Origin of the sequence: Rhodococcus zopfii NBRC 100606 = JCM 9919 (genome assembly GCF_001895025.1) — a bacterium.
Lineage (GTDB): Bacteria > Actinomycetota > Actinomycetes > Mycobacteriales > Mycobacteriaceae > Rhodococcus > Rhodococcus zopfii.
The window spans coordinates 14,133-40,803 of record NZ_BCXI01000017.1 but is presented as its reverse complement, the minus strand read 5'-3'; the positions used below and the strand labels follow the sequence as shown (position 1 = coordinate 40,803).

Below are 26,671 nucleotides of genomic sequence, written 5' to 3'. Positions count from 1 at the left end.
AGCCATGCCGATCGACGACACCTTCGCTCGCTACTCCGACCTGAGCTTCGAGGCCGCCTTCGCCGTCTACCTGTTGGCCCTGGTGCTGTTCGTCGCCGAATTCGCCGCGGTCCGCACCCGCCGTGCCGACCCCGCCCTCGCCCCCATCGCAGCTGTCCCCCCGGCAGCCACCGGGCCCGGCCGGGTGAGCGCGCCGACCGGGCGTGAGCTAGCGGACCGGCTCGGCCGGATGGGCATCAGCGTGCTCGTGGTCGCCTGGGTCCTGCACGTGGGGTCGATGGTGCTGCGCGGGCTGGCCACCGCCCGCTTCCCCTGGGGCAACATGTACGAGTTCGTCACCGTCACCTGCGCGATCGGGGTGCTCGCCGGTCTGATCGTGCTGCGCCGCCCGGCGCTGCGGGTGGTGTGGATGTTCGCGCTGCTCCCGGTGCTGGTGCTGCTGTTCGTCGCCGGCACCGTGCTCTACGCCGACGCCGCCCCGGTGGTGCCGGCGTTGCAGTCGTTCTGGCTCCCGATCCATGTGTCGGTGGTCTCCGTCTCGAGCGGGGTGTTTCTCGTCGCCGGGGTGGCCAGCGCCTTGTTCCTGGTGGCGGTGCGGGCCGAGCAGCACCCGACACCCCGGCTCACCCGGGTGATGCGGCGCCTGCCCGACGCCCGCGCCCTCGATCGCCTCGCGTACCGCACGACGATCTTCGCCTTCCCGTTGTTCGGCGCCGGCGTCGTTCTGGGGGCGATCTGGGCCGAAGCCGCCTGGGGCCGGTTCTGGGGCTGGGACCCGAAAGAGACCGTCTCGTTCATCGCCTGGGTGATCTACGCCGCGTACCTGCACGCCCGCGCCACCGCCGGCTGGCGCGAGACCCGCGCCGCGTGGATCAACATCGCCGGTTTCGTGGCGATGCTGTTCAACCTGTTCATCATCAACATGGTGGTCTCGGGACTGCACTCCTACGCCGGCCTGAACTGATCCGCAGGACCCCGCGGGCCGGGCACGCTGTGCCGACCCTGTGGGCCTGTCGGAGAACAGCTGTCGAGGAGCGCCGGATGGACGTGGATGCGCCGTCCGTCCCTGCGCGGTGGCGCCGCGGGCCCGGGCCTGGCGGCGCTGGGGGCGCGCCGCGTCCAGTGGGGTGGGCGTTGTGTGCCGGCTTTCCACCAGACACCGGTGGTGGCTGGCGCCGATCGCGATCGCGCTGCTCACCGCTGCGGTGACGGTGGGTCGGCTTCGGCTACGGCTATCGCGCCGGCCTGGGTTTTTCCTGCCGTTGCTGCCCGTCGGTCACTGTCTACGTCGAGGCGGTTGCCGTCGGTGTCTTCGGGACGCTCGCCGCGATGCTCAGCCGCCGCTGGCGGGCCCGGATGCCGTTCGGCGCCTTCCCGTAGGCCGACTCGACTCGGGCCGGTGGACGGTCCACACGAGCCAGAGTCGACGACACCGGCGGTGACCGTGGCCGCGGTGCCGGGCAACGTGCCCACCCACAACGCCGCCTTCGGGCGCATCGAGATGACCGGCAGTTGCCGTGGCCCCGGGTTCGTGCCGTCGAACACGGGCCGCGCCGCGGTGGTTGCGGCCGGCAGCGGCGTCAGTGCTGTGAGCGCCGCCGACGGCACCGTCACCGACCGCAGTGCGATGTTCCCTGTCCACATCCTCGTCGCGGACCTGCCGCTGAATACGGAACCGACTTGGACGACCCGGCTCGGCGCGGTCCCGAGGCGCTCGCCGCCGCGGCCACGGTGGCACCGTTTCGGCCACCACGGCATGGTCACGGCGACCTCTAAATACTAAGCAGGGTAGTTTTTATTCGCCCGTTCGTATATCGTTTCGTTATCTTCACTGATCCGGGTGGCCCGGGTCAACCGCGAAACAGCATGTCAGGAGCAAGGACGTGGCACGACACCGCAGCGCATCTTCCCGAAGGGATCGGCAGGACCGTGATGCCGGCGTGATCTTTCGGGTGGCACCGACGGGCCGCGGCGGCGCTCGGCATCGGGCGGAGCCGACAGGGACCGGCCGTCCCGCGATGTGGGCGTCGGCGGTAGCCACCGGCGCCCTGATGACCGCCGGAGCGCAGATCGCGGCCCCCGGGGTGGCGGCGGCCCAGCCTGCCGTCGCTCCCGTGCCCGTAGCCCTGCCACCGGAGATCGCCGCGCTGGCGGACCTGCCCGAGGTCGGCGCGGCGCTCGACCAGCTCGCTGCGGTACCGGGTCTGCCCGAGGGGCTGCCCTCCGCTCTGGCCGCCCCGCCGGCGGCTCCGCCGACCGTCGGCGTACCGACCGAAACTGCTATCTCGGCCGTACCGGCGACGCCGGCTGTTCCCTCCTCGGTCGCGACGTCGTCCCCGCTGGCGGTCGCCCCGGTCTCGGGCACCTTGACCTCGTCCTTCGGTCCCCGTTGGGGCGCCACCCACGCCGGCCTGGACATCGCCAACAGCATCGGCACCCCGGTCTATGCCGCCTCGACCGGCACGGTGATCGATTCCGGCCCGGCCTCCGGGTTCGGCCTGTGGGTGCAGATCCGGCACGACGACGGGTCCACCAGCACCTACGGGCACATCAACGAAACGCTGGTCACCGTCGGGCAGCGGGTCCAGGCCGGTGAGCAGATCGCCACCGTCGGCAACCGGGGCCAATCCACCGGCCCCCACCTGCACTTCGAAACCACGAACCCCTCCGGAGCGAAGGTGGACCCGAGCGAGTGGCTCGCCCAGCGCGGCGTCCCGCAGACCGCCCTCGCGAAGGCCTGATCGGGACCGGACGCACCCCCGCCGCCATCCCCACCCGCGTCCTTCACGGGCGAGGTGGGAGCACGTTCTCATCAAAAACTAAGATTCGTAGTATTTACTGTGGCGGGAAGTGACCGCGGCGCATCGCGGCGACAGCGTCACAGAACCGGTGTCGGTGAGGAAGGCGGGTCCGTGGTGGGCGGTACAGGTAGGGCACCCCGAAGCAAGCAGTCGCGGGGAAAGCCCCGACCGGTCACCCTGTCCGGTGCGCGGCACATGCCGTGGCCGATGATCGGCGCCGGCGTGGTGGTCGTGGCCTTGATCGGGTTGATCGCCTACAACCTGGCACCGAGAATCGCCGAACGGGCCGAGACACAGAAGTACGTCCCGAACGCGGACAACCCCGACCCGTCCACCGCGATCGCTGGGATGGAGAAGGCCGACTACCCGGCCGGCACGCACGTGCAGGCCCCGCAGCGGGTGGCCTACGACCGGACTCCGCCGATGGGAGGCCCGCACGACCAGTACTGGGCCACCTGCACCGGCACGGTCTATCCCGCGCCGATCCGCACCGAAAACGCGGTGCACTCGCTCGAACACGGCGCGGTGTGGATCACCTACGATCCCGACAGGGTGGCCGGAGACGAGGTGGCCACGCTGACCGCGCGGGTCGACGGCCAGCCCTACATGCTGCTCTCGCCGTATCCGGGTCTGTCCTCGCCGCTCTCGGTGCAGTCGTGGGGCCACCGGCTTGCCCTCGACGACGTCGAGGACGACCGGCTCGGTCAGTTCGTCGCCGCGCTGCGCCGCAATCCCAACACCCATCCGGAAGCGGGGGCGACGTGTTCGACCGTGCCGGGCGGGTTCGATCCGAGCGCCCCGCCGCCGTTCGACCCCTCGCCGCCGGGGCCGGATGCGGTGCCGATGACCGCCGATCCGCAGTCCGCGCCCGCCGCGCCGATGCCCACCGCACCCCGGTGATGGTTGAGCGCGATCTCGGTGCCGAGCCGGCCGTCGAGCCGGCTTCCGACGGACGCCGCCCCCGGCGGGTCCCGACGGTGGTGGCGGTGCTGGCACTGCTCGGGGGGCTGGTGCTGGGCATCGGCGGCACCCTGCTGGTCGCGGGCCCACCGGCCCCGCCCGGCGAGGGCTCGATCGACGTGGGCTTCGCCCAGGACATGTCGATCCATCACAGCCAGGCCGTGGAGATGTCGGCGATGGCGTTGACCAACTCCACCGATCCGGCGGTGCGCACCCTGGCCTACGACGTGATCACCACCCAGCAGAGTCAGCTCGGCACCATGCAGGGTTGGCTGACACTGTGGAACCGGTCGCAGCTGCCCACCGGGGAGCCGATGCGCTGGATGCGCGGCGCCACCGGCGCACCCGAGTCGATGCCGGGGATGGACGGGCACGCCACGATGTCCGTGGCACCGACGCCGACCGGGTCCCGGATGCCCGGCATGGCCACCACCGCCGAACTCGGCACCCTGCGCCGCACCACCGGTCCGACCTTCGACACGCTGTACCTGCAGTTGCTGCTGCGCCATCACCAGGGCGGTCTGCCGATGGCCCGTTACGCCGGGGCCGCCGCCGCCGAGGCGGCGGTGGCCGCGCTGGCGCAGCAGATCACCGAGACCCAGGAAGCCGAGGCGGCAACCATGACGCAACTGCTGACCGCCCGGGGCGCTGCGCCCCTGCCGATGAACTGACCCTGCCCCTGCGGTGCGAGCGGTGACGCACCGACGGTACCGGACGAGGCGGGCCCGTGAGCTGGACGGAGCCGTCGATGATGCAACTGACCCGACTGGTCGTGGTCTATACTCTCGCCCGCCTGGCCGTCGTCGCCGCGTGTGCCGGCGCCGCCGTTCTGGGTGTGCGCCTGTTCGGCCTCACGGTCTCACAGACTGGGGCGTGGATCGTGGGTCTGCTCGCCGGAATGGCGGTGGCGATGGTGGCGCTGCGCGGGCTGCGTCGCCGGGTCCACGACGAGATCGTCGCGGTCGACACCCGGCGCGGGCATCGGCCCCACCGACGGTGACGCGGGTGGGCGTCCGTGCGTCAGGCCCGCACCGTCAGATAGATCAGCACCAAGTTCAGGGCGGTGATGGTTGCGGCGATCGCCCAGGCCAGCGCGGTGGTGACGCGATGGTTGGCGTCGGCGCCCATCAGCGCCCGATCGCTGGTCAGCCGCACCAGCGGGATCAACGCGAACGGAATCCCGAACGAGAGCACCACCTGCGAGAGCACCAGCGCCCGGCTCGGATCGGTGCCGAGCGCGACCACCGCCAGCGCCGGCACCAGGGTGATCAGCCGCCGCGCCAGCAGCGGGATCCGGCGCCGCAACAGACCGTCCATGATCAGCGCCCCGGCGTAGGCGCCGACCGAGGTGGAGGCGAACCCGGAGGCCAACAACCCCAGCGCGAACAGCAACGCCACCGTCGGGCCCAGTTCCTGGCCCACTGCCGTATGCGCCCCGTCGATCGAATCGACTCCGTCCCGACCCTGCAGGGTGGTCGCCGCCATGAGCAACATGGCCAGATTCACCGTACCCGCCACCACCATGGCCAGCCCGACATCCCAGCGGGTGACCTTGAGCAACAGCGTGCGCCGGGGGCCGGGTTGAGGATGGCCGTGCCGATCCCGGGCCAAACCCGAGTGCAGATACACCGCATGCGGCATCACCGTCGCGCCGAGCATCGCCGCGGCCAGCAGGATCGACTCGGCCCCGTCGAAACGCGGCACCAGCCCGTCGGCCACCGCCTGGCCCGGTGGGGGGGCGACGACGACGCTGGTGACGAAACCGAACGCGATCACCAGCAGCAGGCCGGTGATCACTCGCTCGAAACTGCGCTGGCCGCGGGTGTCCTGCACCAGCAGCAGGACCAGCGACACCGCACCGGTGAGCACCGCCCCGGTCAGCAGCGGCAGACCGAACAACAGGTTGAGCGCGATTGCGCCGCCGATCACCTCGGCCAGGTCGGTGGCCATCGCCACCAGCTCCGCCTGTCCCCAGTACGCCAACCGCCCCGCGCGGGGCATCCGCTCGCGCAGGGCCTCGGGCAGCGACATGCCGGTGACCAGCCCGAGCTTGGCCGACAGGTACTGCACCAGGGCAGCCATGGCGTTGGCCGCGACGACCACCCACACCAGCAGATACCCGAACTGGGCGCCGGCACTGACGTTGGAGGCCACGTTGCCCGGATCGACGTAGGCGATCGAGGCGACGAACGCCGGTCCCAACAGCGTCCAGCGGCGCCACCGGGCCGTGCGCTCCCCCGCGTACTGGATCAGCACCCTCGGCCTCCTCGATCGGATGTCCTGAATTAAAATTCAGGTGAGCCGAAAACTCAAGTGGCGTGCCTCCGGCCGGGTCGACCGGAGCGGGCTCAGCGCGGCAGGGAACGCAGATAGGTGTTGTAGTCGGCCAGGTCCTGCTCCGCCTGCACCGCGCCGTGGCGCTCGCGCACCGCCGCGGTGCGCCGCTCGTGCCGGTACCAGCGGCTCGCGAAGAGCACCACCACCGCCAGCGCGATCGGCTCGCCGTAGGACCAAGCCAGCGCCCCGGCCCACTGCTGATCGGCGAGCGGATCGATCCCCCAGCCCGGCGGCGGGGCGGCGAAGGTGGCCACCATCGGCACCGAGGCCATCATCAAGATCACTCCGAAGAACACGTGCAGCGGCATCTCGACGAACAGGTCGAAGAACCGCCCGAGGTAGCCGGGCCGGCCCGGCAGCGGACCGACCGAGAGGATCGGCACGATGAACAGCAGCCCGGTGAGTAGAAAGAACACCTCGAGGCCGGTGTGGCCGAGCCAGGTGCCGGCGACGGCGTCGAACACCGGGGACAGATAGATCCCGTAGTAGCTCGCCAGGAACAGCGGGATCGTCACCGCCGGACTGAGCAACCACCGGGCGCCGCGGCTGCGCAGTGCCGCCAACGCCGCGGCCGAGATCATCCGGGCGGGTCCGTGGTGGGGGGTGGTGCGCAGCAGCAGCAGGCCCGGGGCGCCGAGCACCAACAACGGCGGCACCGCCATCGACAGGGTCAGATGCTGGAACATCCACACGCTGAACAGTACGAACCCGTACCGTTCCAGCCCCAGGCCGGTGGTGGCGCCCAGAAGGGCACACCCGGTCAGGAACGCGACCGTGCGCACCGCCGGCCAGCTGCGCCCGCACCGGTGCAGCCGCCACCGCGCCCAGCAGTACCAGGCGGCCAGCACCGCCGCGGTGAGCGGCAGCACCGGCAGCGGTGGCGGATCCCACGCCAACAGCGCCCCCAGCGACGGCGGCGCCGTCGGCAGCGGCATCCAGTCACCCATCACCGACCGCCCGGTACGCGGCGCGCGCCCGCTCAGCCCTTGCGGAAGGCACGCAGCGCCACCCAGGTCAGGCCCGCGATGGCCAGTACACCCAGCACGCCGCCGAGCAGGGGCCACAGGATCGACGAGCCTGGCTGCGCGTCGCCGACCGCGGCCCGCGGCGTCTCGCCGGCTGCGGCCTCGGACGGTGTCGGCGACGTCGCCACCGACGGGACCGGGGCGGCCGCCGCCCCCGCCGCGGCGGTGACGGTGAACGTGTACGAGCCGGTGATGGGATGGCCGTCGGCGGAGACGACCCGGTAGCCCACGGTGTACTCACCGGGGGTCAGCGGTTCCAGGACCGCCACCTGCACCCGGTCCCCGGCGACGTCGACCCGGGAACCGCCGCGCTGCGTGCCGTCCCCGTCGGTGACGGTCACCGTGGCGAACGAGGCGTTGATCGGCTGATTGAACTGCAACTCGATCCGGTCCGGGGGGGCCGCGAGGGCCGCCTCGGCCGCCGGGGTCGAACCGATCAGGGCGCTGTGGGCCTGGGCGGGGCCGGCCCCGAACAACAGCACCGACACGACGGCGGCCACGACCGCGACGAGATTCTTCACAAGCACATTCCTCCTCGGCGCCCTGCCTGGCCGGCTGCGGGGCGCGGGTGTGGGTTGTCGGCGGGCGCGCCGGTGGGCGCTGCCCGGCGCCCATCCTACTCCATCTACTATGTGACGTAGTTTTACGGTTGGTCGGTGCTGGTGCCGGCCCGCCCAGGATGACTCGGGACGGACGAAGGCATGAAACTGACAACCAATGTGAAGGTCGGCGTCGCCTTGGTAGCGCTGTTCGTGGTGCTGCTGACGGTGCTGCTCTACACCAACCGCAGCCCCGCCGCCGAACCGGGCGGCGCCGGGGCCTCCGCGACGCCGGTGTGGACCGAGGAGATCCGCACCCTGACCACCGCCGCCGACGACAAGGTCCAACTGGTCGAATTCCTGGACTTCGAATGCGAGTCCTGCCGGGCGCTGTACCCGGTGATCGAACGCGTCCGCGCCGAGTACGCCGGGCGGATCGACCTCGGCCTGCGCTACTTCCCCATTCCCAGCCACACCAACAGCCATCTCGCCGCCCGCGTGGTCGAGGCCGCGGCCCGCCAAGGCCGGCTCGAACCGATGTACCGGCGCATGTACGACACCCAGGCCCAGTGGGGCGAATCGAGCCGGTCCCAGGAAGCGGTGTTCCGGCAGTTCGCCCAGGAGCTGGAGCTGGACATGGCTCGGTTCGATCGCGATGTCAACGATCCGGCCGTGGCCGCCCGCGTCGACCGGGATTTCGACGCCGGTCTGGCCCTGGGTGTGCAGGGCACCCCGACGCTGTTCCTCAACGGCGTCGAGCTGCCGGCGATGCCCAGCTACGAGGAGCTGCGCGCCCGTATCGACGCAGCGCTCGCGCAGTGAGCCCGACGCCCGCACCGAGCCCGTCGTCGCACGGGGGCGACCCGGCGCCGGACGGCCCGGCGGCAGGGCGCAATCGCCTCGCCTGGCTTCTGACCGTCTGCGGTGGGCTCGGGTTGGCGGCGTCGCTGGTGCTGACGGTGGAAAAGGTGGTCCTGCTCGCCGACCCGTCCTACCGGCCCTCGTGCAGCATCAACCCGGTCATCAGCTGCGGGTCGATCATGGCGTCCTGGCAGGCGGAGCTGTTCGGCTTCCCCAATCCGCTGCTCGGGATCGCCGGGTTCTCGGTGGTAGTGACCACCGGCGTGGTGCTGCTGGCCGGGGCCGTGCCGACGGGATGGTACTGGAGCGCACTGTTCACCGGACTGACCGCCGCGGTGACGTTCGTGCACTGGCTGATCTTCCAGAGCCTGTACCGGATCGGGGCGCTGTGCCCCTACTGCATGCTGGTGTGGCTGGTGACCGTGCTCGCCTGGTGGTACTGCCTGCTGCAGCGGGAAACGGCGGATCCGACCCGGCCGGGACGATGGCGGCCGCTGCTGCGCCGTCACCACGCGGTGGTTCCCACCGTGTGGGTGCTCACCGTGCTTGCCTTGATCACCGAGGCGTTCTGGCCCTACTGGCGGACCCTGCCCTGACCCTGGGGGCCGCCGGGGCCGGCTCGTGTCCGCACCCCTCGTCCGCGCGCACGAGCCGGCCGAGTGCCGCCTAGCGGTCTGCGGGCGGATCCTGCGCGTCGCGGCGAGGCGGGTCGAGCCGGTAGTGGAACTGCTCGGGCAAATGTGTCTCGGCGTCGCGGCGGGCGGCCTCGGCCTCGAGCATCGTCGACGTGCGGGCCCAGACCACCTTGAGCCAGTGGAAGGCGAGCATCAGGACCGCCGCCCAGCCCAGGAACAGTCCGGCGCCCGGGCCGGCGCCCCCGGCGGCCGGATCGAGGGTCTGCCGTGACCACACCGCCAGCACCGCGAACACCACCGCCAGGGTGCATCCCGCGGATGCCGCCAACGCCAGCACCCACCGTCGGGTCACCAGCGCCAGCATCGACACCCCGATTCCGAACACCGCGGCCAGGGTCAGGAAGATCCGCGAGGGCAGGGTGATCGTCTCGGCCACCGCCTGCTCGGAGCCGGCCAGCATCTGCCAGCCGTTGGCGCCGCCGCTGTGCGGCAGGGCGAACGAGACGGTCAGCACCACCACGGCTGCGGCGACCACCACCGCCCGCATCCCCGGATCGATCTCCGCGGCCGCCTGCCGTTCGGCGGCCGCCAGCTCCTGCCGGCGCTCGGCCGGGTCGGGCTCGGCGGTGGGCTCGTGCGGTGACTCGGTCATCGCGCCTCCTTCATTCGGTTCGGGGCCCGACAGCCCCGGGCAGGGGCGTCATCGGGGGTCGACGAGCAGCCGGGCCTGCGGTTCGTCCTGCCACACCTGCGAGACGACGGTGCAGTACGACCAGGCCGTGGTCGACCAGCTGTCGAATGCCTCGGCCGTGCCCGCTCCGGCCGCGATCACCCCGGCCGCGGTGAGCACCGTGCGGTTGGCCAGAGCCGCGGCCGGGCTGCCGAGCTCGGCGACAGCCCCGGCGAGCAGCCCGGTCACCTCGAGGACCTCGCCCGGTACGGCCGGCGCCGAGCCGGTCGTCAGGGGCGTCGGTGGCTGACGGTGCAGACCCGCCCGCAGATGCACCTCGATCTGCACGAGGACCTGCTCGAGCGCGCGTACGTGGCGGCGGAGTTTGCCCGGACGGGCGATGTGCGCGCCGGTGACCGGCGCCAGCCGAGACAGCCGCTGCGGATCCGGCAGCCCGGCATGGGTGAGCACGAGCGGGGTCAGATCCCGGATCAGCCAGTCGGTCAGCAGCGCGGTGGCGCGGGGGGTGGCCGGCACGGCGACCGCCGGGGTGTGGGGGTGCATCCTCGTCTTCCTTCGACCGTGGTGACGATCACCGAGTGGACGGATCGGTGCGGGTATCGGGCCCGGACGCGTGCTGCGGCGACGCAGGCAGCTCCTCGACTCGGTGCTGACCCGGCCCGACATGGGCCTCGGCGCGCAGTCGCGGCACCATGTGCGGGTAGTGCAGCTCGAACGCCGGGCGCTCGGACCGGATCTTCGGTAGCTCGGTGAAGTTGTGCCGCGGCGGCGGGCAGCTCGTCGCCCACTCGAGGGAGTTGCCGTAGCCCCACGGATCGTCCACGGTGACGACCTGCCCGTACCGGTAGCTCTTGAAGATGTTCCACACGAACGGCAGCACCGAGGCGCCGAGCACGAACGAACCGAGCGTCGAGACGATGTTGAGTGTGGTGAATCCGTCGTCGGGCAGGTAGTCGGCGTAGCGGCGCGGCATGCCCTCGTTACCGAGCCAGTGCTGCACCAGGAACGTGGCGTGGAAGCCGACGAACGTCAGCCAGAAGTGCCACTTGCCGAGACGTTCGTCGAGCATGCGCCCGGTCATCTTCGGGAACCAGAAGTAGATGCCCGCGTAGGTGGCGAACACCACCGTGCCGAAGACCACGTAGTGGAAGTGCGCGACCACGAAGTACGAGTCGGTGAGCTGGAAGTCCAGCGGCGGGGACGCCAGGATGACGCCGGACAGCCCGCCGAACAGGAAGGTGACCAGAAAGCCGATGGAGAACAGCATCGGCGATTCGAACGTCAGCTGCCCCTTCCACAGGGTGCCGATCCAGTTGAAGATCTTCACGCCGGTGGGCACCGCGATCAGGAACGTCATGAACGAGAAGAACGGCAGCAGCACCGCGCCGGTGGCGTACATGTGGTGCGCCCACACCGCGATCGACAGCGCCGCGATCCCGAGCGTGGCGTAGACCAGTCCGGTGTAGCCGAAGATCGGCTTGCGGGCGAACACCGGCAGGATCTCGGAGATGATGCCGAAGAACGGCAGCGCGATGATGTACACCTCGGGATGGCCGAAGAACCAGAACATGTGCTGCCAGAGCATGGCCCCGCCGCTGCCGGGATCGAAGATGTAGCCGCCGAGCAACCGGTCGTAGAGCAGCCCCAGTAGCGCCGCGGTCAGCAGCGGGAAGGCCAGCAGGACCAGGATCGAGGTGATCAGGATGTTCCAGGTGAAGATCGACATCCGGAACATGGTCATGCCGGGGGCGCGCAGGCACACGATGGTGGTCACGAAGTTGACCGCGCCCAAGATGGTGCCCAGGCCGGAGACGGCCAGGCCCACGATCCACAGGTTCGCGCCCATGCCGGGCGAGTGCAGCTCCGAGTTCAGCGGCGCGTAGGCGGTCCAGCCGAAGTCCGCGGCGCCGCCGGGGGTGAGGAAGCCGCTGACGGCGATGAGCGAGCCGAACAGGTACAGCCAGTAGCTGAAGGCGTTGAGCCGGGGGAAGGCCACGTCCGGGGCGCCGATCTGCAGCGGCAGGATGTAGTTGGCGAAGCCGAAGACCACCGGGGTGGCGTACATCAGCAGCATGATCGTGCCGTGCATGGTGAACAGCTGGTTGTACTGCTCGTTGGACAGGAACTGCATTCCCGGCACCGCGAGCTCGCTGCGCATGATCAGCGCCATCACCCCACCGATCGCGAAGAACGCGAACGAGGTCACCAGGTACAGCAGCCCCAGGACCTTCGGGTCGGTGGTGGTGACCATCTTGTAGACGAAGGCACCCTTGCGGCCCCGCCGCGGTGGCACCGGACGGGTGGCGACGGGGACGGGTGGGGGAGCGAGAGCGGTCATGTGCTGTCCGATCCGGGTTTCTGCGCGAGCGCACAACGATGAGGCACTCGACAGCCTACCCAAATACTATGAAGAATAGTATTTGGGGGTGGTGCGGGGCCCGCCGCCCCTCAGAGCACGGCCAGGACCAGGCACAACCCGGCCGAGGCGGTGGCGAGCCCGGCCAGCGCGGCCGCCGCGGGCACGGCCATCGACAACGCCGCCGCCGCCGCGTACGACAGTCGCGGACACCGCATCCGCCAGCTGGTGCGCAGCTTGACCAGCCGCAGCGACGTCTCGTTGCTCAGCCCCAACGTCCCGGCCGGTTGCGGCAGCGGGGAGGCCGAGACGGCCGTGAGCGCCGCGCACACCGTGGCGGCGCTGGTGGCGCGGGCGGCATGCTGGTCGGCGGTGAGCTCGACCAGGGTCTTGACCGCCGAGGGGGCCGCGGCGAACAGCGGCACGGCCGGGAACACCGCCGCGAGAATGTCGCAGGCGCTGACGAGGCGGTGATGGCTGCCGCGCAGGTGGGCCCGCTCGTGGGCGAGCACGGCATCGCGCTCACCGCTGCTCAGGCACTGCGACAGCCCGTCGGTGGCGACCACGAAGCCGGGCCGGCCGGCGACACTGTAGGCCATCGGCATCGGGTGCGCGAGCCACATCACATCGTCCCCCCGGGAGTGGGCGACGATGGAGATCACCTCGCGGTGGTAGTCGAGCAGGCGGGCCTGCGCCCGGGCGTGTCGCCGGCCCAGGATCACCGCCCGGGCCACCAGGGCGCTCAACGCCAACGCCCCGGCCCCGGCGAGGACTTCGGTGATCCACGGTTGGATGGCGTGCGAGACCGCGGACAGGCACCGCACCAGGGCCTCGACCGCGGACTCGGCCGGGGCATGATCGGGCCAGATCAAGATGATCACCGCCGAGACCCCGAAGAACAGCGCCCCGGCCAGGCTGCCCAGCCACGCCGCCAGCACCATCCCCGGCGGCAGCGAGGTCGCAGCCACGCGGCGCAGCATCGGCGGCGCGGCCACCGCGATCAGGGCGGCGCCGAGGAGCAGGACCAGAGCCAAGGTCATTGCTCGGGGGCCCGGCTGGTCCAGCCCCGGCGCAGGGCGTCGTACTCGCGGTCGGTCACCGTCTTGGCGAAGCGCAGCAGCACGGCACTGGGATCGGCACTGCTGTCCAGCAGCGCCCGCAGGGCCTGGGAGGTGGCTTCCTCCCGGCTGCGCGAGGGCGAATAGAAGTAGGCGCGGCTGCGCTTCTCCCGCTGCACCCAGCCCTTCTCGTACAGGTGGGTGACCACGGTCAAGATGGTGGTGTAGGCGAATTCCTTGCGAGCACGCAACCGCTCGACCAGATCGTGCACCGACTGCGGCTCGTCGGTCGACCACAGCTCGGTCATCACCTCGGCCTCGAGACCCCCCAATCCGTACATGACTCCCCTCGCGGACACTCGCCGATCATCGATGAACCTACGCACGCGCATCCGGGACGACCGGAACTCCGCGTGCGTTCAACCATGCCATGGGATCGGCCTTGCGACCGTCCGACGCCCACACCTCGTAGTGCAGATGCGGCCCGGTCGACTGGCCCCGATTGCCGACGGTGGCGATCTGCTCCCCGGCGCGCACCCGCTGACCCGCCGACACCAGCGCCTGGTCGATATGGCCGAACACCCCGATGGTGCCGTCATCCTGCAGGATACGCACCCACAAGCCGAACCCGGAGGCCGGACCGGCCTCGAGTACCGTGCCGTCGGTGACCGAGACGATGGGGGTGCCGATCGTGTTGGCGATGTCGAGACCGTAGTGGGTCGTGCCCCACCGCGGCCCGAAGTTCGACGTCAACGTGCCGCTGACGGGCATCAGCGTCTTCGGGCGCCGTGCCTCGGCCTCGCGCGCCGCCCGGCGCTCCTCCCGCACCCGGGCCCGTTCGAGCTGGTCGGCGAAATCCGCCAGCGTCGGCACCTGCGAAACCTGCAACACCTGCGGGGCCTGCGACGGCGCGGCCGCCGTCGACTCGTCGGGATCGGCCTGTCGCCGGTCGAGGGTGTGCTCGTCGGTGGCGGCGTGAGCGCTCGAGGTCGCCGCGGTCAACAACGCTCCGGCCGCCACCGACACCGCCAGCACTCGTCCGCCGGCCCCGCCCCCGAGCCGGCGGTGGGCCCCCCGCACCGGTCGCCGGGTCGCTGCGAGCGGCCCCCGCGGTGGCGTCTGGCCGACCTGCGCCGTGTGTGCGGGACGCTCGGTCAGCGGCGCCGACACCGCCGCGGCCTCGTGGTCCGCATCCGGGCCCCGGCCCGGCGCGTCGACGGGAGGCGGCCCCGAGGAGGCCTGATCCGCGGCACGCGGTACGGCCGGGAAGGCGAGGTCGGGCTCGGGTCTGCGGTGTCGGGCCAAGATCGCATCCTTGTGAAGGAACCCGCTCGCGGATAACGAAACGGTGACGGACACCGACACATTACTACTATTCCGCATAGTTTCAACAACGAGGCAGTGGAGCCCCGCGGCGGCGTGGTCGGGGCGCCGTGCGGTCAGCGGCGCCGGTCGGGTCCGTCCGCCTCGCCCCGAACACCGTCCAGTCCGCGCAGCATCGCGTTGTAGGCGGCCAGGTCCTCGTCACCGTCGCGGTCGATCTGCTCGTCGCGGCGCCGGGCGCGGCGTTCGTCGGCCGAGGCCCAGCGCACCGTCGCCAGCACCGCCGCCAGCAGCAGCGGCAGCTCCCCCACCGCCCATGCCAGGTTGCCGCCGAGGCGCTGGTCGGCGGCCAGGTCGTCGAAGAACCCCCGCCGCAACGAGGTGTAGTACTCGGCGGCGACGACGGTCTGGGCGTTGATCACCGACACCAGGAAGAAGGCGTACGCCGCCAGCGCCACCACCGCCGCGCCCACCCGGGCCGTGGGCGCCGGGGGGCGCGGCAGCGGATCCAGGCCCACGGTCACCCAGAAGAACAGCGATCCCACCGCCATCAGCCACACGTTGGTCAGCACGTGGGCGACGTGCGATCCGGCGAGCGCGTCGTACAGTCCGGCGAGGTAGAGCAGATAGAAGGTGCCCACGAACGCCGCCACGGCCACCGCGGGGTGGGTCAGCGCCCGGACGGGCGTGCTCGCATACATCGCGCGCAGCCAGTCGCGCGCCCCGGGGGCGGCCCCGTCCGGCCGAGGGCGGACCGTGCGGGCCGCCAGGGTGAGCGGGGCGCCGAGCACCAGACACAACGGGGCCACGACAGCGATCGCGGCGGTGGCCGCAAGATGCACGCTGAACACCGCCGGGGCGTAGCGCCCCACCCCCGAGGACGTGGCGAGCAGCAGCACCAGACATCCGAGCAGCCACCCGACGGTGCGCCGGAGCGGCCACCGCCCCCCGGCCGCCCGTACCCGGCGCACCCCGAGCAGGTAGAGCGCCGCGAGCACCACCGCAGCGGTGCCCAGCAACAGATCGAAGCGCCACTCGGTCAGCATGCGCACCGGTGTCGGTGCCCCGTCCAAGCCGTAGCCCAGCACCTCCTCGACCAGGCTCGGGTCCCGCTGCTCCCCCACCGGCGGCGGGGTGCGTCCCAACGCCACCCCGAGCCCGACCGTCACCGCGAGCACCGCCGACTCCACCACCGCCAACCGGGTGAACGCCCGCCGGTCCGCCGGGTCGGCGGCCAGCGCGGTCACCGCGACGGTGCGTTGGCGCCACCCCAGCCAACCCACCACCACCAGCGCCATCCCCTTGGCCAGCACCACGAACCCGTAGGCGCCGTCGAAGACCTGTCCCAGCGGCACCCGCACCGCGGCATTGACCACCCCGGACACGGCCATCACCACGAACCCCGCCGCCGCGAGCGCGGAGAACCGGCGCGTGGCCAGATCCAGATGCCCCCCGCCGCGGACGGTGTGCAGCACCAGTGCCGCCAACCCGCCGGCCCACAGGCCGACCGCCACCAGGTGCAGCACCAGACTATTGGTGGCCAGATCATGCGAGCCCCCTGCCGACGAATGCCCCGTCACCGCCCGCGGCATCAGGCTTGCCACCGCCAACACCAACAGCAGCGGCGTCCACCGGTGTCGCAGAACGAGCCGGCATCCCAGACCCACCACCGCTGCCAGCCCCGCCGTCCACAACCACGCGGTGGCCACCTCGATCTCCCCGACCGCCCGCAGAAACGGCAGCGGATCGGCGAAGACCACCCCCACGGGCTGGCCGGAGGTGTCCGACAACGACAGCGGCACCAGCGCCAGGGCACACCCGGCCCACACCGCCGCCGCCGCCCCGGCCGTGCGCACCGCCCGGTACCCGTCGACATCGAGCACCCCCGAGCGCTGCGGCGGCACCAGCACCGCCGCGAGCAGCAACGACCCCACCATGACCGCTGCGGACACCTCTCCCACCGCGGTGGCCGCCGGTAGGCCGTACCTCGTCAGCGCCCCCGGATCCGGCAACCCCAGCAACCGCAACACCTCGGTGCTCGACACCGCCGCCAGCATCGTGGCCACGACAGCCGCGCCCGCCGTCCAGCCGAGCATCGCCCCGACCACCGCTCTACCGTCCCCGGCGCTCGCCACGGCACAACCTCACCCTCGTTTGTCGTTCGCCCGTTCCCGCCGGCCGAACCCGCAGACCTGCACCTCGCCGCCGAAATACTAAGAAGAATAGTTGTCCGGCGTGGTCCCCCTCCGCCACCCCACGATTGCACATATGCATATATGACAATATGATCGCTTGTGCGTCGACGAAAGGAAGACCGATGAGCCACGGACACGGACACGGACACGGCGTCTCCCCCGCCCAGGCCGCCAGCGCCTCCGGCCGGTACGTCCGCCGGCTCTGGATCGCCGTCGCCCTCGGCCTGACCACCTTCGTGACCCAGCTCGTCGTCGGCCTGTCCACCTCCTCGCTGGCCCTGATCTCCGACTCCGCACACGTGTTCACCGACGTGTTCGGCATCTTGATGGCGGTCACCGCCATCACCGTCGCCCAACGTGCCCGCACCCGGCCGGACCGCACCTTCGGCCTGTACCGCACCGAAGTCTTTGCCGCACTGGTGAACGCCGCACTGCTGTTCGGCGTCGCCGGCTGGGTGCTCTACGAAGCCGTCCAGCGTCTGTCCGACCCCCCGGAGGTTCCCGGCCTACCCGTCACCCTCGTCGCCGTGGTCGGCCTGGTCATGAACGTCATCGCCTTCCTGCTGCTGCGCAAGGGTGCGCAAGAGAGCATCAACGTCCGCGGCGCTTACCTCGAAGTCCTCGCCGACATGCTCGGCTCGGTCGGCGTGCTGGTCAGCGGCCTGGTGACCCTGGTCTTCGGGTGGCGCTACGCCGACCCGCTCATCGGTGTCGCCATCGGCTTGTTCGTCCTGCCGCGGGCCTACAATCTCGGCCGCCACGCACTCGGCATCCTGCTCCAGCAGGCACCGGCCCGCATCGACGTCACCGAGGTCAACGCCGCACTCGACGCTGTGCCCGGGGTGCGAGAAACCCATGACCTGCACATCTGGACGCTGACCTCCGGCATGGAGGTCGCGTCCGCCCACCTGACCACCGAACCCGACGCTGATCCCACCACCGTGCTCGCAGCAGCGCAAACCCTGCTGGCCGAACGGTTCCACCTCGAACACGCCACCGTGCAGGTCGAGCCCCCTGAGAGTGAAGGTCGCTGCCGCGAACTGCAATGGTGACCGACCGCAAGGATCGGTGGGCCGGCCTCGGGCATACCGGCAACGGTGCATCGCACAACCCGGCGAAGGTTCGCTGTCGTGGGGCGCAGGCCAAGGCCGGCCACGTCGCCCGCGCCGCAAGCGTCCGCGCCCTCGAGCGCAGCATCGCCGCCGCCGAAGAACAACTCCCGCACCCGGCGCCGGGCCGCAGGGCCAGCTCGCCGCGGGGAACACCCTCGGGGACCGCACCCACACACGGTGGGGCTTCGCCGGCGGCCCGGTGGCCGACAACGACACCGCAGCCCTGGTCGCGGCGATCCGTGAGGTCTGGTCGATCTGATCGCCGACCGCGCTGGCACGACCGGCAATGGAACTGGCACGGCTGGGACGGGCACGGCACCGTCGACAGCGGCGCAGTCGACCGGTGACATGTGCGCCACCAAGGACGCCTGCGTCGAGTCTGAGTGGGGGACACACTACCGGCGCGTCCGCGACCGAGGTGGTTCACGCGGCTTCATTCTCCCGAGCGGACGAAAACCCGCCGATCGCGGTCAGTGATTTGTTCGGATCGGTTGACGGTGAGAACACCTCCGGTGCGGGTGACGGTGCGAGCGGGTAGCGGCTCGGGGGCGGGGCTGCGGATGACCGAACCGTCTACGATCGAGAAGCGGCTGCCGTGACACCGGCAGCCGATGAACCCGTCGGTTACCTCCGAAACCGTGCAGCCCTGGTGGGTGCACACCGCGGAGAAGGCCCGGAACACACCGGCTTCGGGTTGGGTGATGACGAGTTGGGTATCGGCAAGGACGATTCCGCCGCCGACGGGCACCTCGGATGCTGTGATCTCGGCGGGTGCACTCTCGTCCTGGCGCGGTTGCGTCGACGAGCATCCGGCGGCGGTGAGACAGCCGGCGGTGCAGGCCGCGGCGAGAACGGTGCGCCGGGGCAGGGGCGTGGACACCAACGTTCCTCCAGGTGTGCGGGCGGACCGGGTCCTCGGGACGCGGTCAGGCGGGGACGGCCAGACCGGTCAGGTACATCAGGGTCAGACCTGCTCCGATGCCGGCGAGCACGACCGGCGCCGCGCCGGGGCGCCCGGCCCGCAGTGTCGGTGCGATCTGCACGATGACCTGGATGATCGCCCCGGCCCCGACCCCGAGGAGCAGCGCGGAGACGTCGGTGTTGACGACGGTGGCGCCGAGCACCGCCCCGAGGACCGCGGGGGCACCGGCGAGAAGCCCGAGCCCGAGCAGGGCCGGCACCGAGGTGCGCTCGCGGGTCAATGGTGCGACGATCGCCAGTCCCTCGGTGGTGTTGTGCAGGGTGAAGCCGATGACCAGGAAGGCGCCCAGGGCGAGCTCGCCGACCGCGTAGGCGGATCCGATCGCCAGGCCCTCCCCCAGGTTGTGCAGGCCGATGCCGAGCGCGATCATCGCGGCCAGGCGGAGCGCGGAGGCATCGGCGGTGCCGGCGCGCTTGCGTCGGGCGCGCAGGTAGCGGTCCACCCCGGTGAGGGTCAGGAACGACAGCGTCGCCCCCACCCCGACCAGTGCGGGACCGCCGAACGCGCCGCCGGTGGCGGTGGACAGTTCGATGCCCTCGGCGGTGGCGTCGAAGGCGAGGAACGCGAGCAGGCCGACGGTCACGGCGAGGGCGAACTGGACGAGCGCGGGGCGGGCGCGGCGCAGCACGGGCAGCAGCAGCATGCCGAGCAGCACCGGGATGATGCCGACATAGGTGCCCAGCAGCGCCATGAGGCCGAAGAACCGTGGCCCGGGTGTCGGCGTCGGTGCCGCGGCGGGGATTTCGTGCTCGATCGCCAGGCCGGTGGAGGTCAGCAGCGACACCAGGTAGGGCTGCCCGGCGATCCACGGGTAGTCGAGGACGATCCGCTCGGAGTCGAAGCGGCCGAGGGCGTCGTCGGCCCCGGTGGCGGCGACGAAGACGTCGTTGACGACCACCTGCGCGACGGTCACCGGGTCGGGTCCGACGTTGCGCAGTGTCAGGATGATGCGTCCCGGCTCGAGGACGGTGCGTTCGACGGCGATGTTCTCGAGGGGTGGGCCGCTGCGTTCGGGCAGGGTCTGCCCGGCGACGAGCGCGAGCAGGGTCAGGGCGGCCAGGATGATCGCGACGACACCGGCGCCGGGAATCCAGCGGCCCCGCCCGCCGGCGGGTGCGGCCGGTGCCGGGGCGGTGCCGGTGTCCCCCGAGTCGGGGCTCTCGATGCGGTCGCCGGTGGCGGCCGGTGTGGGGTGGGGGTTCGGGGTCATTCGGACACCTCGAAGAATCCCATCCAGCCGAGGTCGGCGAACTCGGTCTTGTGTGCGTGGAACATGTATCTGCCCGGGTACGGGAATCGGAGTTCGCAGATGCCGCGCTGGCCCTGGGCCTGGACCACGGTGTCGGTGAATTCGGACGGTTCGAGCCGGGTGCCGGTGGGGTAGTAGTCGAAGAAGTTGCCGTGCAGATGAAAGCTGTTGACCGGGTCGTATTCGAGGACGTTGACCAGATAGATCCGGACCAGCTCGTTGCGCCGGACCTGGACCGGTTCGTGCATGTAGTGGAACGGGATGCCGTTGACGGCGTAGAGCTGGTTGCCTTCGCCGTCGAAGGTGGTGTTGTACCCGTGCATCACCATCACCATCTCGTCCGCCGGCGGCCGGTCCTGGGGTGGGTCGACGATGAAGGTGCCGTACATGCCGCGGGCGATGTGCTCGGCGAGCGGGCTCACATGGCAGTGATACAGGTGCACCCCGAACGGGATCGCGTCGAATTCGTAGGTGAACGACTCGCCCGGTTCGATCACACCGCGCCCCACCCCGGGCACCCCGTCCATCTCGGCGGGGTGGATCCCGTGGAAATGCATGGTGTGCGGATGCTCGGATCCGTTGGTGAACCGTACCCGCAGCAGGTCCCCTTCGCGGCAGCGCAGCGACGGCCCGGGGATGCGCGAGTTGAACGTCCACGCCGGGAACGTGATTCCCGGCGCGATCTCGATGTCCTCGTCGCTCGAGAAGATCTCCCATTCCCGCAGGGTGCGACCGTCCGGCAGGACCGAGACGGTGCCGTAATCGAAGTCGCGCAGGATGGCGTTGGGGTGGAACCCGTTGGCGGAGTGGTCCACCTGCCGACCGAGCCGGAAGGTGGGCCCGTTGATTCCGCCGCCGTGCGCGGCCGGGTTCGAGCTGTGCCCGCCGTGTCCGGCCGCGGGGCCGCCTTCCTGGGCTACCCGGTCCGCGGATCGGGCGATCCCCCCGGCACCGAGCACCAGGCCCGCGGACCCCGCCAATGCTCCCCCGAAGAGCACCTGACGGCGGGTCGGGGCGTTCACGAGATTGCCGTCGGCGACATTGTCCGGGCACACGAAACCATGCGAGTAAGACGAAGCACATCAAAAAGTTTGGCACACCGAAATCAATACTTCAATGATGCAAAACCAAGGGTGGGACAGGGGTGAGCGGGGTGTCTGAGGCGTTCCCGCGCCGCGGGTCACCGGCCCGCTGGTGCGTTCCTGCCGGGTGCGGATCGCCACGGCGGCCAGCAGCGCGACCCGGCCTGGCGGCGACGGCAGCGCCGAGGCGCTGGTCGCACCTTGGGAAGATCGCCGTCGCGTGGATTGGAATCCTCGAGGTCGAATGCTGGGCGGTGACCGAGGGGGGCTCGCGGGGTCAGCGGGCTTCGATGACGCCCATCATGCCGTTGTCCTCGTGGTCGAGGATGTGGCAGTGGTAGACGGTGCGGCCGGGAAAGTCGTCGAATGCGACGCGCACCGTGAGGCGACTGCGAGCCGGGATGTCGATCACGTCCTGCTGGTGGGGCTCTGCGATCGTGGCGCCGGAGGTGAGCTGCATCGGCCACACGTGCAGGTGCATGGAGTGATCCATGGGCGAGTCGTTGACCAGGGTCCACTCCTCGATCGTGCCGAGTCGCACGGTGTGGTCGGTGCGGTCGGGGTCGTACGTGCGGCCGTCGATCGTGAAGCTCATCCCGCCGCTGTGGGTTCCCATGCCCATTCCCATGCCGGTGCCGAAGACGAATGTACGGGTGGCGGCAATCGGTTCGCCGCGCAGATCCCGCGGCGGGGTCTGTGGCGGGATCGCCGCCGGTGACATCGTCGGCGGCCCGGTGACCTCGAGGTGGGCCAGAACGGTGCCGTTCGGATCCGGCTGGGGTGGGGACTCTGGACCGGGCATGTCCGCACCGCCGCGTCGCATCATGCCCATCATGCTCAGGGTGCCGCGGTCGACGGGCAGGGCACGGAGCTGCGCCGATCCGGGTGTGGTGTCGATCAGCACGTCGGCACGGTTGCCGGCGGCGAGGTCGATCTGCTGCACGGGCCGGGGTTCGCGGAAACGACCAGAGTCCAGGCCGATCAGCCGCAGGGATTGCCCGTCGAGTCGGAGTCGCAGATGCCGGCTGACACAGGCGTTGACGATGCGCCACCGTTCCCGGGCGCCGGGGCGGGTGGTCACGGTGGGCCGCACTTGTCCGTTGACCAGGATCAGGGCCCCTTCTCGCCCCAGCATGCGGTCCATCATGGTCGGCGCCGGGATGGTCCCGGCGTCGTCGATGCTCAGATCGGAGAGCACCAGGACCCGCTCGACGGTGGTCGGGATCGGGTCGGGGTCCTCCACGATCAGTGCCCCGTACAGACCCGCGAAGATCTGATCGGCGACCAGGTGATGGTGGTGCGGGTGATACCAGTACACCCCGGGGGGATGGTGGTCCGGCAACCGGTAGTCGTAGTCGAAGTCGGTGCCCGGCTCGACCCGCAGGAACGGGTTGTCGGAGTTGCCGGAGGGGGAGACGAGCACACCGTGCAGGTGCAGATTGGTCGGTTGCGGCAGCCGGTTGCGCAGCCGGACCTGCAGCCGATCCCCGGGACTCACCCGCAGGGTCGGGCCGGGCACGCCGTGGTTGAACCCGAATCCGGCAACCCGAATTCCGGCGAGTGGGAAACGTCCCGGTGCCGCCTCCAGGTCGAGGGACAGCGCGCCGCCGTTGCCGGCCAGCACCGGTGCCTCAACCCATGCGGCGGCGGAGACGGTCCCCGGTCGGGGCGTTCGGGTGGACTGCCACGCCAGTCCGAGCCCGCCGGCGGCGGTGGCGGTGACACCCAACGCGCCCAACTGCAGGGCCCGCCGTCTGCTGATCGGTTCCATGAGCGCGCCTTCGAGCTAGTCGTGGCCGTCGAGCACGCGCCGTCGTTCACGGTATTCCTCGGAGTCGATCTCGCCTCTGGCGTACCGCTCCTCGAGGATCTGCCGGGCCCGGCCCTCACCCGGCGGAGGGGGGTAGGTGCTGCTGGGGGCGGCGAAGTGGCCGCCGGGACCGGACGGTCGGGAGAGCAACCGGACCGCCAGCACCACCAGGACCGCCAGGCCGAGCAGCAGCAGCGCGGCGAACAGCCACATCCCCCAGCCGCCGTTCATTCCCCAGCCGCAGTTTCCGTAGGGCATCACCGCAGATTCCTTTCCGGGAGGGCCAGATCGACCGGCCACCGTGTGCCCGGCCTGCCCTCACGATACGCCCCGGGGCATACGGGCAGTGAGAATGTGCGGTCCGGTGCTGCCGGATGTGGCGCCGAGTGCGGTGTGCCGGCCACCCGAGGGTTCTACCGTGAGGGGCGGGGTGCGGCGGCGCCCGGGCGGCGGCACGGAGAGGAGTGCGATGAGGAAGCAGTCGCTGATCGCGGTGGCACGCCATCTCATGGCCCATGCCGCCACCGCCGCCAGCGGTCGGAGCGCTGAGACCGTCTACGGCGGCCACGAGCAGACGTTGCGGCAGACGGTCATTGCGCTGATGGGTGGGCAGTCGATGGGCGAGCACGGCAGCCCGGGCGAGGCGACCGTCTACGTCCTGCGGGGTCGGCTCCGCGTGAGCAGCGGCGACGCCTCGTGGGACGCGATGACCGGTGACCTTCTCGTCCTTCCCCGGACCCGGCACCGGCTCGACGCGCTGGAGGACTGCGCGATGTTGCTCACCGTGGCCAAGACCTGACCGGGGCCGGGGCCGGGGCCGCGGGCGCGCCGCGGCGGCGAGGCCCTCGGGAATCGGCATCGGGCGGTCGGCCCGGGGCCGCGGGCGCGCCGCGGCGGCGAGGTCCTCGGGAATCGGCATCGGGGCGGTCGGCCCGGCGCCGGCGCGGCCGGGTGTCGCCCTCGGGATGGCGGCCCGCCGCGGAGCCGGGGCGGCGACGATGATCCGCACCACCTGCCCGAGGGCCTCGCGGGGGTCGCGTCGGCGCAGCGCCGGGACGAACATCGCGACGTGGTTGCCGGTGTGGGGCCAGGGATACGGCTGGGACAGGATGGGGGCCCGCTCGAGGTGCCGCCCTCGAACCTCGTGTTCGTCGACCCGGGCGGGCGGCAGCCATCTGCGCCTCGTGCGGCCTCACGCACAACCCCCAGTCCGGGAGGTGAGCGCGTCACCGACTCGTCCCCTCTGCCACGACGCCCCAGAAATCATCGATACAGACCGGCTATCATCGTTGCATGACGATCAATAATGGGCTCGGGTGCAGGTTGTCCACCTGCGCCGGAGCGGGCCTCGATGCCGCGGTGGCGTTGTTCCACAGTCTCTCGGACGGAACCCGGTTGGCGATCGTGCGTCGTCTCGCCGGCGGAGAGGCGCGGGTGGCGGACCTGGTCGGTGAGCTCGGGTTGGCGCAGTCGACGGTGTCGGCGCACGTGGCCTGCCTGCGGGACTGCGGGCTGGTGCAGGGCCGCCCGCAGGGCCGGCAGGTGTTCTACTCGCTGACCCGCCCGGAGTTGCTGGATCTGCTGTCCTCGGCGGAAACCCTGCTGGCGGCCACCGGGAACGCGGTCGCGTTGTGCCCGAACTACAGCACCGACAGCGCACCGGGGGTGACGGAGTGAGCGAGGCGTGCGGCTGCGGCCACGACGAACCCCGCCCCGAGGGCGAGCAGGAGCACGAGCCGGAGAAGCTGTGGCAGGTCACCGAGATCCGGGCCGCGGCCGCCGCCGGGGTGCTGCTGGTGGCCGGGCTGGTGGTCGGCTGGAGTGGCGGACCCGACGTGGCGGAGCTGGCACTGTATGCGCTGGCGTTGCTGATCGCCGGCTACACCTTCGTCCCCGCCACCGTGAAACGGTTGGCGCACGGGAAGATCGGGGTGGGCACCCTGATGACGATCGCCGCGGTCGGTGCGGTGCTGCTCGGCGAGGTCGAGGAAGCCGCGATGCTGGCGTTCCTGTTCGCGATCAGCGAGGGCCTCGAGGAGTACTCGGTGGCCCGCACCCGCCGCGGCCTGCGCGCGCTGCTGTCCCTGGTCCCGGACACCGCCACCGTGGTCCGCGACGGCCGCGAACAGACGGTGCCGCCGGTGGAGCTGCGACTGGGCGAGATCATGGTCGTCAAACCCGGGGAGCGGATCGCCACCGACGGCACCATCATCGCCGGCCGCACCGCACTGGACGTCTCCGCGATCACCGGTGAATCGGTCCCGGTCGAGGCCGGCCCCGGCGACGCGGTGTTCGCCGGCGCCATCAACGGCACCGGCGTCCTCGAGGTCACCGTCACCGCCGACGCCGAGGACAACTCGCTGGCCAAGATCGTGAAGATCGTCGAGGCCGAACAGTCCCGCAAGGGCGCCGCCCAACGGTTGGCGGACACCGTTGCCCGGCCCCTGGTCCCGGCGATCCTGGTGGTCGCCGCGGTCATCGCCGCCGTCGGCAGCCTGCTCGGGGATCCCCGGGTGTGGATCGAACGCGCCCTGGTCGTGCTGGTCGCGGCCTCGCCGTGCGCGCTGGCGATCGCGGTCCCGGTGACCGTGTTCGCCGCGGTCGGGGCCGCCAGCAAACTCGGTGTCCTGGTCAAGGGCGGCGCCGCCCTCGAGACCCTCGGCCGCATCCGCGGGATCGCCCTCGACAAGACCGGCACCCTGACCCGCAACCGGCCCACCGTCGTCGACGTCGCCACCACGAACGGCGCCACCCGCGGCGAGGTGCTCGCGGTGGCCGCGGCGCTCGAGGCCCGCAGCGAACACCCCCTCGCCGCGGCGATCCTCGCCGCCGCCGATTCCGTGACTCCCGCCGAGCAGGTCGACGCCGTCACCGGCGCCGGGCTGAGCGGGCGGATCGGCGGAGCCGGCGTGCGGCTGGGGCGGCCCGGGTGGATCGAGGCGCGCGAGCTGGCCGCCGACATCGAACGCATGCAGCACGCCGGCACGACCGCGGTGCTGATCGAACGCGACGACCACCTGCTCGGGGCGATCGCGGTCCGCGACGAACTGCGCCCGGAGGCGGCCGAGGTGGTCGCCGGTCTGCGCCGGGGCGGCTACCGGGTCGCGATGCTCACCGGCGACAACGAACGCACCGCCCGCGCCCTGGCCGTCGACGCCGGGATCGACGAGGTGCACGCGGACCTGCGCCCGGAGGACAAGGCCCGCATCGTCTCCGACCTGCGCACCCGGCGGCCGACCGCGATGGTCGGCGACGGCGTCAACGACGCCCCGGCCCTGGCCACCGCCGATCTCGGCATCGCGATGGGCGCGATGGGCACCGACGTGGCCATCGAAACCGCCGACGTCGCCCTGATGGGCGAGGACCTGCGGCACCTGCCGCAGGCCCTGGCGCACGCCCGCCGGTCCCGGACGATCATGCGGCAGAACGTCGGCCTGTCCCTGGCCCTCATCACCGTCCTGATACCGCTGGCCCTGTCCGGGATCCTCGGCCTGGCCGCCGTGGTGCTCGTGCACGAGGTCGCCGAGATCGTGGTCATCGCCAACGGTGTCCGTGCCGGCCGCGTCCGCGCCCTCACCACCGCGGCACCGGCCACCCCGGCACCGGCGGACAGGGCCCACGCGTGAGTGGCGATCCGGCCACCCCGGCACCGGCG

General features: G+C 71.3%; 28 protein-coding genes and 1 pseudogene. 13 read left to right on the top strand and 16 right to left on the bottom strand.

Annotation, left to right across the window (positions count from 1 at the left end):
- Nucleotides 1-4: 4 nt before the first annotated feature.
- The 6 genes from ccsB to RZ1_RS12885 all read left to right on the top strand — a co-directional run bounded on the left by ccsB (nt 5) and on the right by RZ1_RS12885 (nt 4,761).
- Entirely contained in the window at nt 5-964 is a 960-nt protein-coding gene (ccsB, locus tag RZ1_RS12910) for a c-type cytochrome biogenesis protein CcsB (protein ID WP_003939275.1), read from the top strand.
- A gap of 435 nt (nt 965-1,399) precedes the next feature.
- Nucleotides 1,400-1,783: a hypothetical protein gene (locus RZ1_RS12905; protein WP_139281825.1), complete on the top strand. Its 384-nt coding sequence runs from the start codon at nt 1,400-1,402 to the stop codon at nt 1,781-1,783.
- Between the two features lie 235 nt (nt 1,784-2,018).
- Complete coding sequence (locus RZ1_RS12900) at nt 2,019-2,741, top strand: M23 family metallopeptidase (RefSeq protein WP_100055653.1); 723 nt, start codon at nt 2,019-2,021, stop codon at nt 2,739-2,741.
- Between the two features lie 255 nt (nt 2,742-2,996).
- Nucleotides 2,997-3,701, top strand: coding sequence for a thioredoxin-like domain-containing protein (locus RZ1_RS12895; RefSeq protein WP_072636214.1), 705 nt, complete (start codon nt 2,997-2,999; stop codon nt 3,699-3,701).
- A complete protein-coding gene (locus RZ1_RS12890) occupies nt 3,701-4,432 on the top strand; it encodes a DUF305 domain-containing protein (RefSeq protein ID WP_010596787.1) in 732 nt (243 codons plus the stop codon). The genes RZ1_RS12895 and RZ1_RS12890 overlap by 1 nt, the downstream gene beginning before the upstream one ends.
- Nucleotides 4,433-4,509: 77 nt before the next feature.
- Complete coding sequence (locus RZ1_RS12885) at nt 4,510-4,761, top strand: DUF4229 domain-containing protein (protein ID WP_231386050.1); 252 nt, start codon at nt 4,510-4,512, stop codon at nt 4,759-4,761.
- A 20-nt stretch (nt 4,762-4,781) separates the two neighbouring features.
- On the opposite strand, the gene RZ1_RS12880 is transcribed toward RZ1_RS12885, so the two are convergent.
- From RZ1_RS12880 to RZ1_RS12870, 3 genes are all read right to left on the bottom strand, one after another.
- Entirely contained in the window at nt 4,782-6,017 is a 1,236-nt protein-coding gene (locus tag RZ1_RS12880; RefSeq protein WP_072812409.1) for an Nramp family divalent metal transporter, read from the bottom strand.
- A gap of 92 nt (nt 6,018-6,109) precedes the next feature.
- A complete protein-coding gene (locus RZ1_RS12875) occupies nt 6,110-7,033 on the bottom strand; it encodes a cytochrome c oxidase assembly protein (protein ID WP_003939281.1) in 924 nt (307 codons plus the stop codon).
- Nucleotides 7,034-7,077: 44 nt separating this feature from the next.
- Nucleotides 7,078-7,650: a copper resistance CopC family protein gene (locus tag RZ1_RS12870; protein ID WP_244899329.1), complete on the bottom strand. Its 573-nt coding sequence runs from the start codon at nt 7,648-7,650 to the stop codon at nt 7,078-7,080.
- A 174-nt stretch (nt 7,651-7,824) separates the two neighbouring features.
- On the opposite strand from RZ1_RS12870, the gene RZ1_RS12865 reads away from it, so the two are divergent.
- Both RZ1_RS12865 and RZ1_RS12860 read left to right on the top strand, forming a co-directional pair.
- A complete protein-coding gene (locus RZ1_RS12865) occupies nt 7,825-8,484 on the top strand; it encodes a DsbA family protein (protein WP_003939283.1) in 660 nt (219 codons plus the stop codon).
- Nucleotides 8,481-9,119, top strand: coding sequence for a vitamin K epoxide reductase family protein (locus tag RZ1_RS12860; protein ID WP_072812405.1), 639 nt, complete (start codon nt 8,481-8,483; stop codon nt 9,117-9,119). The genes RZ1_RS12865 and RZ1_RS12860 overlap by 4 nt, the downstream gene beginning before the upstream one ends.
- 70 nt (nt 9,120-9,189) lie before the next feature.
- Here RZ1_RS12860 and RZ1_RS12855 read toward each other — a convergent pair whose 3' ends face one another.
- The 7 genes from RZ1_RS12855 to RZ1_RS12825 all read right to left on the bottom strand — a co-directional run bounded on the left by RZ1_RS12855 (nt 9,190) and on the right by RZ1_RS12825 (nt 16,694).
- A complete protein-coding gene (locus RZ1_RS12855) occupies nt 9,190-9,810 on the bottom strand; it encodes an Rv2732c family membrane protein (protein WP_003939285.1) in 621 nt (206 codons plus the stop codon).
- Between the two features lie 48 nt (nt 9,811-9,858).
- Complete coding sequence (locus RZ1_RS12850) at nt 9,859-10,392, bottom strand: hypothetical protein (RefSeq protein WP_072812403.1); 534 nt, start codon at nt 10,390-10,392, stop codon at nt 9,859-9,861.
- Between the two features lie 28 nt (nt 10,393-10,420).
- The gene (ctaD, locus tag RZ1_RS12845) at nt 10,421-12,187 is read right to left on the bottom strand and encodes an aa3-type cytochrome oxidase subunit I (RefSeq protein WP_003939287.1); all 1,767 of its coding nucleotides are present in this window, start codon (nt 12,185-12,187) and stop codon (nt 10,421-10,423) included.
- A 110-nt stretch (nt 12,188-12,297) separates the two neighbouring features.
- Nucleotides 12,298-13,245, bottom strand: a complete 948-nt coding sequence (locus tag RZ1_RS12840) for a M56 family metallopeptidase (protein WP_003939288.1) — start codon at nt 13,243-13,245, stop codon at nt 12,298-12,300.
- On the bottom strand, nt 13,242-13,604 hold the full coding sequence (locus RZ1_RS12835; protein ID WP_003939289.1) for a BlaI/MecI/CopY family transcriptional regulator: 363 nt from the start codon (nt 13,602-13,604) through the stop codon (nt 13,242-13,244). Before RZ1_RS12835 ends, RZ1_RS12840 begins: the two co-directional genes overlap by 4 nt.
- A 37-nt stretch (nt 13,605-13,641) precedes the next feature.
- Nucleotides 13,642-14,568 carry a M23 family metallopeptidase gene (locus tag RZ1_RS12830; protein ID WP_072812556.1) on the bottom strand — a complete coding sequence of 309 codons (927 nt, stop codon included), beginning with the start codon at nt 14,566-14,568 and terminating at the stop codon, nt 13,642-13,644.
- Nucleotides 14,569-14,702: 134 nt separating this feature from the next.
- Nucleotides 14,703-16,694, bottom strand: coding sequence for a bifunctional copper resistance protein CopD/cytochrome c oxidase assembly protein (locus tag RZ1_RS12825; RefSeq protein ID WP_072812401.1), 1,992 nt, complete (start codon nt 16,692-16,694; stop codon nt 14,703-14,705).
- A gap of 209 nt (nt 16,695-16,903) precedes the next feature.
- On the opposite strand from RZ1_RS12825, the gene RZ1_RS12820 reads away from it, so the two are divergent.
- Nucleotides 16,904-17,833, top strand: a complete 930-nt coding sequence (locus tag RZ1_RS12820) for a cation diffusion facilitator family transporter (protein WP_003939292.1) — start codon at nt 16,904-16,906, stop codon at nt 17,831-17,833.
- A gap of 16 nt (nt 17,834-17,849) precedes the next feature.
- Nucleotides 17,850-18,152: a hypothetical protein gene (locus RZ1_RS29990; protein WP_139281824.1), complete on the top strand. Its 303-nt coding sequence runs from the start codon at nt 17,850-17,852 to the stop codon at nt 18,150-18,152.
- Between the two features lie 174 nt (nt 18,153-18,326).
- On the opposite strand, the gene RZ1_RS12815 is transcribed toward RZ1_RS29990, so the two are convergent.
- The 5 genes from RZ1_RS12815 to RZ1_RS12795 all read right to left on the bottom strand — a co-directional run bounded on the left by RZ1_RS12815 (nt 18,327) and on the right by RZ1_RS12795 (nt 23,274).
- A complete protein-coding gene (locus RZ1_RS12815) occupies nt 18,327-18,773 on the bottom strand; it encodes a Rieske (2Fe-2S) protein (RefSeq protein WP_003939293.1) in 447 nt (148 codons plus the stop codon).
- A 46-nt stretch (nt 18,774-18,819) separates the two neighbouring features.
- Entirely contained in the window at nt 18,820-20,085 is a 1,266-nt protein-coding gene (locus RZ1_RS12810) for a ZIP family metal transporter (protein ID WP_072812399.1), read from the bottom strand.
- Nucleotides 20,082-21,179 (bottom strand): multicopper oxidase domain-containing protein, encoded by a 1,098-nt coding sequence (locus tag RZ1_RS12805; RefSeq protein WP_238072399.1) that lies wholly within the window; start codon nt 21,177-21,179, stop codon nt 20,082-20,084. The genes RZ1_RS12810 and RZ1_RS12805 overlap by 4 nt, the downstream gene beginning before the upstream one ends.
- Nucleotides 21,180-21,483: 304 nt before the next feature.
- On the bottom strand, nt 21,484-22,977 hold the full coding sequence (locus RZ1_RS12800; RefSeq protein ID WP_072812397.1) for a multicopper oxidase family protein: 1,494 nt from the start codon (nt 22,975-22,977) through the stop codon (nt 21,484-21,486).
- Nucleotides 22,978-22,992: 15 nt separating this feature from the next.
- Nucleotides 22,993-23,274 carry an SHOCT domain-containing protein gene (locus RZ1_RS12795; RefSeq protein WP_072812395.1) on the bottom strand — a complete coding sequence of 94 codons (282 nt, stop codon included), beginning with the start codon at nt 23,272-23,274 and terminating at the stop codon, nt 22,993-22,995.
- 211 nt (nt 23,275-23,485) lie between these two features.
- Between RZ1_RS12795 and RZ1_RS12790 the strand changes: the two genes are divergently transcribed.
- Nucleotides 23,486-23,815: a cupin domain-containing protein gene (locus RZ1_RS12790; protein WP_010596926.1), complete on the top strand. Its 330-nt coding sequence runs from the start codon at nt 23,486-23,488 to the stop codon at nt 23,813-23,815.
- A gap of 153 nt (nt 23,816-23,968) precedes the next feature.
- Here the strand turns inward: RZ1_RS12790 and RZ1_RS31855 are convergent.
- A pseudogene (locus RZ1_RS31855) lies at nt 23,969-24,124 on the bottom strand (DUF3703 domain-containing protein); the annotation flags it as partial.
- A gap of 185 nt (nt 24,125-24,309) precedes the next feature.
- Between RZ1_RS31855 and RZ1_RS12780 the strand changes: the two are divergent.
- Together RZ1_RS12780 and RZ1_RS12775 are read left to right on the top strand one after the other, a co-directional pair.
- Nucleotides 24,310-24,693, top strand: a complete 384-nt coding sequence (locus tag RZ1_RS12780; protein ID WP_072812393.1) for an ArsR/SmtB family transcription factor — start codon at nt 24,310-24,312, stop codon at nt 24,691-24,693.
- Entirely contained in the window at nt 24,690-26,642 is a 1,953-nt protein-coding gene (locus RZ1_RS12775) for a heavy metal translocating P-type ATPase (protein WP_072636216.1), read from the top strand. Before RZ1_RS12780 ends, RZ1_RS12775 begins: the two co-directional genes overlap by 4 nt.
- The last annotated feature ends 29 nt before the right edge of the window (nt 26,643-26,671 follow it).

Bases quoted from the DNA above. Each gene is read 5' to 3' on its own strand.
- ccsB (WP_003939275.1), top strand. From the start codon at position 5: ATGCCGATCGACGACACCTTCGCTCGCTACTCCGACCTGAGCTTCGAG.
- RZ1_RS12900 (WP_100055653.1), top strand. From the start codon at position 2,019: ATGTGGGCGTCGGCGGTAGCCACCGGCGCCCTGATGACCGCCGGAGCG.
- RZ1_RS12895 (WP_072636214.1), top strand. From the start codon at position 2,997: ATGCCGTGGCCGATGATCGGCGCCGGCGTGGTGGTCGTGGCCTTGATC.
- RZ1_RS12890 (WP_010596787.1), top strand. From the start codon at position 3,701: ATGGTTGAGCGCGATCTCGGTGCCGAGCCGGCCGTCGAGCCGGCTTCC.
- RZ1_RS12885 (WP_231386050.1), top strand. From the start codon at position 4,510: ATGATGCAACTGACCCGACTGGTCGTGGTCTATACTCTCGCCCGCCTG.
- RZ1_RS12875 (WP_003939281.1), bottom strand. From the start codon at position 7,033: ATGCCGCTGCCGACGGCGCCGCCGTCGCTGGGGGCGCTGTTGGCGTGG.
- RZ1_RS12865 (WP_003939283.1), top strand. From the start codon at position 7,825: ATGAAACTGACAACCAATGTGAAGGTCGGCGTCGCCTTGGTAGCGCTG.
- RZ1_RS12855 (WP_003939285.1), bottom strand. From the start codon at position 9,810: ATGACCGAGTCACCGCACGAGCCCACCGCCGAGCCCGACCCGGCCGAG.
- RZ1_RS12850 (WP_072812403.1), bottom strand. From the start codon at position 10,392: ATGCACCCCCACACCCCGGCGGTCGCCGTGCCGGCCACCCCCCGCGCC.
- ctaD (WP_003939287.1), bottom strand. From the start codon at position 12,187: ATGACCGCTCTCGCTCCCCCACCCGTCCCCGTCGCCACCCGTCCGGTG.
- RZ1_RS12840 (WP_003939288.1), bottom strand. From the start codon at position 13,245: ATGACCTTGGCTCTGGTCCTGCTCCTCGGCGCCGCCCTGATCGCGGTG.
- RZ1_RS12835 (WP_003939289.1), bottom strand. From the start codon at position 13,604: ATGTACGGATTGGGGGGTCTCGAGGCCGAGGTGATGACCGAGCTGTGG.
- RZ1_RS12820 (WP_003939292.1), top strand. From the start codon at position 16,904: ATGAGCCACGGACACGGACACGGACACGGCGTCTCCCCCGCCCAGGCC.
- RZ1_RS12810 (WP_072812399.1), bottom strand. From the start codon at position 20,085: ATGACCCCGAACCCCCACCCCACACCGGCCGCCACCGGCGACCGCATC.
- RZ1_RS12800 (WP_072812397.1), bottom strand. From the start codon at position 22,977: ATGGAACCGATCAGCAGACGGCGGGCCCTGCAGTTGGGCGCGTTGGGT.
- RZ1_RS12795 (WP_072812395.1), bottom strand. From the start codon at position 23,274: ATGCCCTACGGAAACTGCGGCTGGGGAATGAACGGCGGCTGGGGGATG.
- RZ1_RS12790 (WP_010596926.1), top strand. From the start codon at position 23,486: ATGAGGAAGCAGTCGCTGATCGCGGTGGCACGCCATCTCATGGCCCAT.
- RZ1_RS12780 (WP_072812393.1), top strand. From the start codon at position 24,310: ATGACGATCAATAATGGGCTCGGGTGCAGGTTGTCCACCTGCGCCGGA.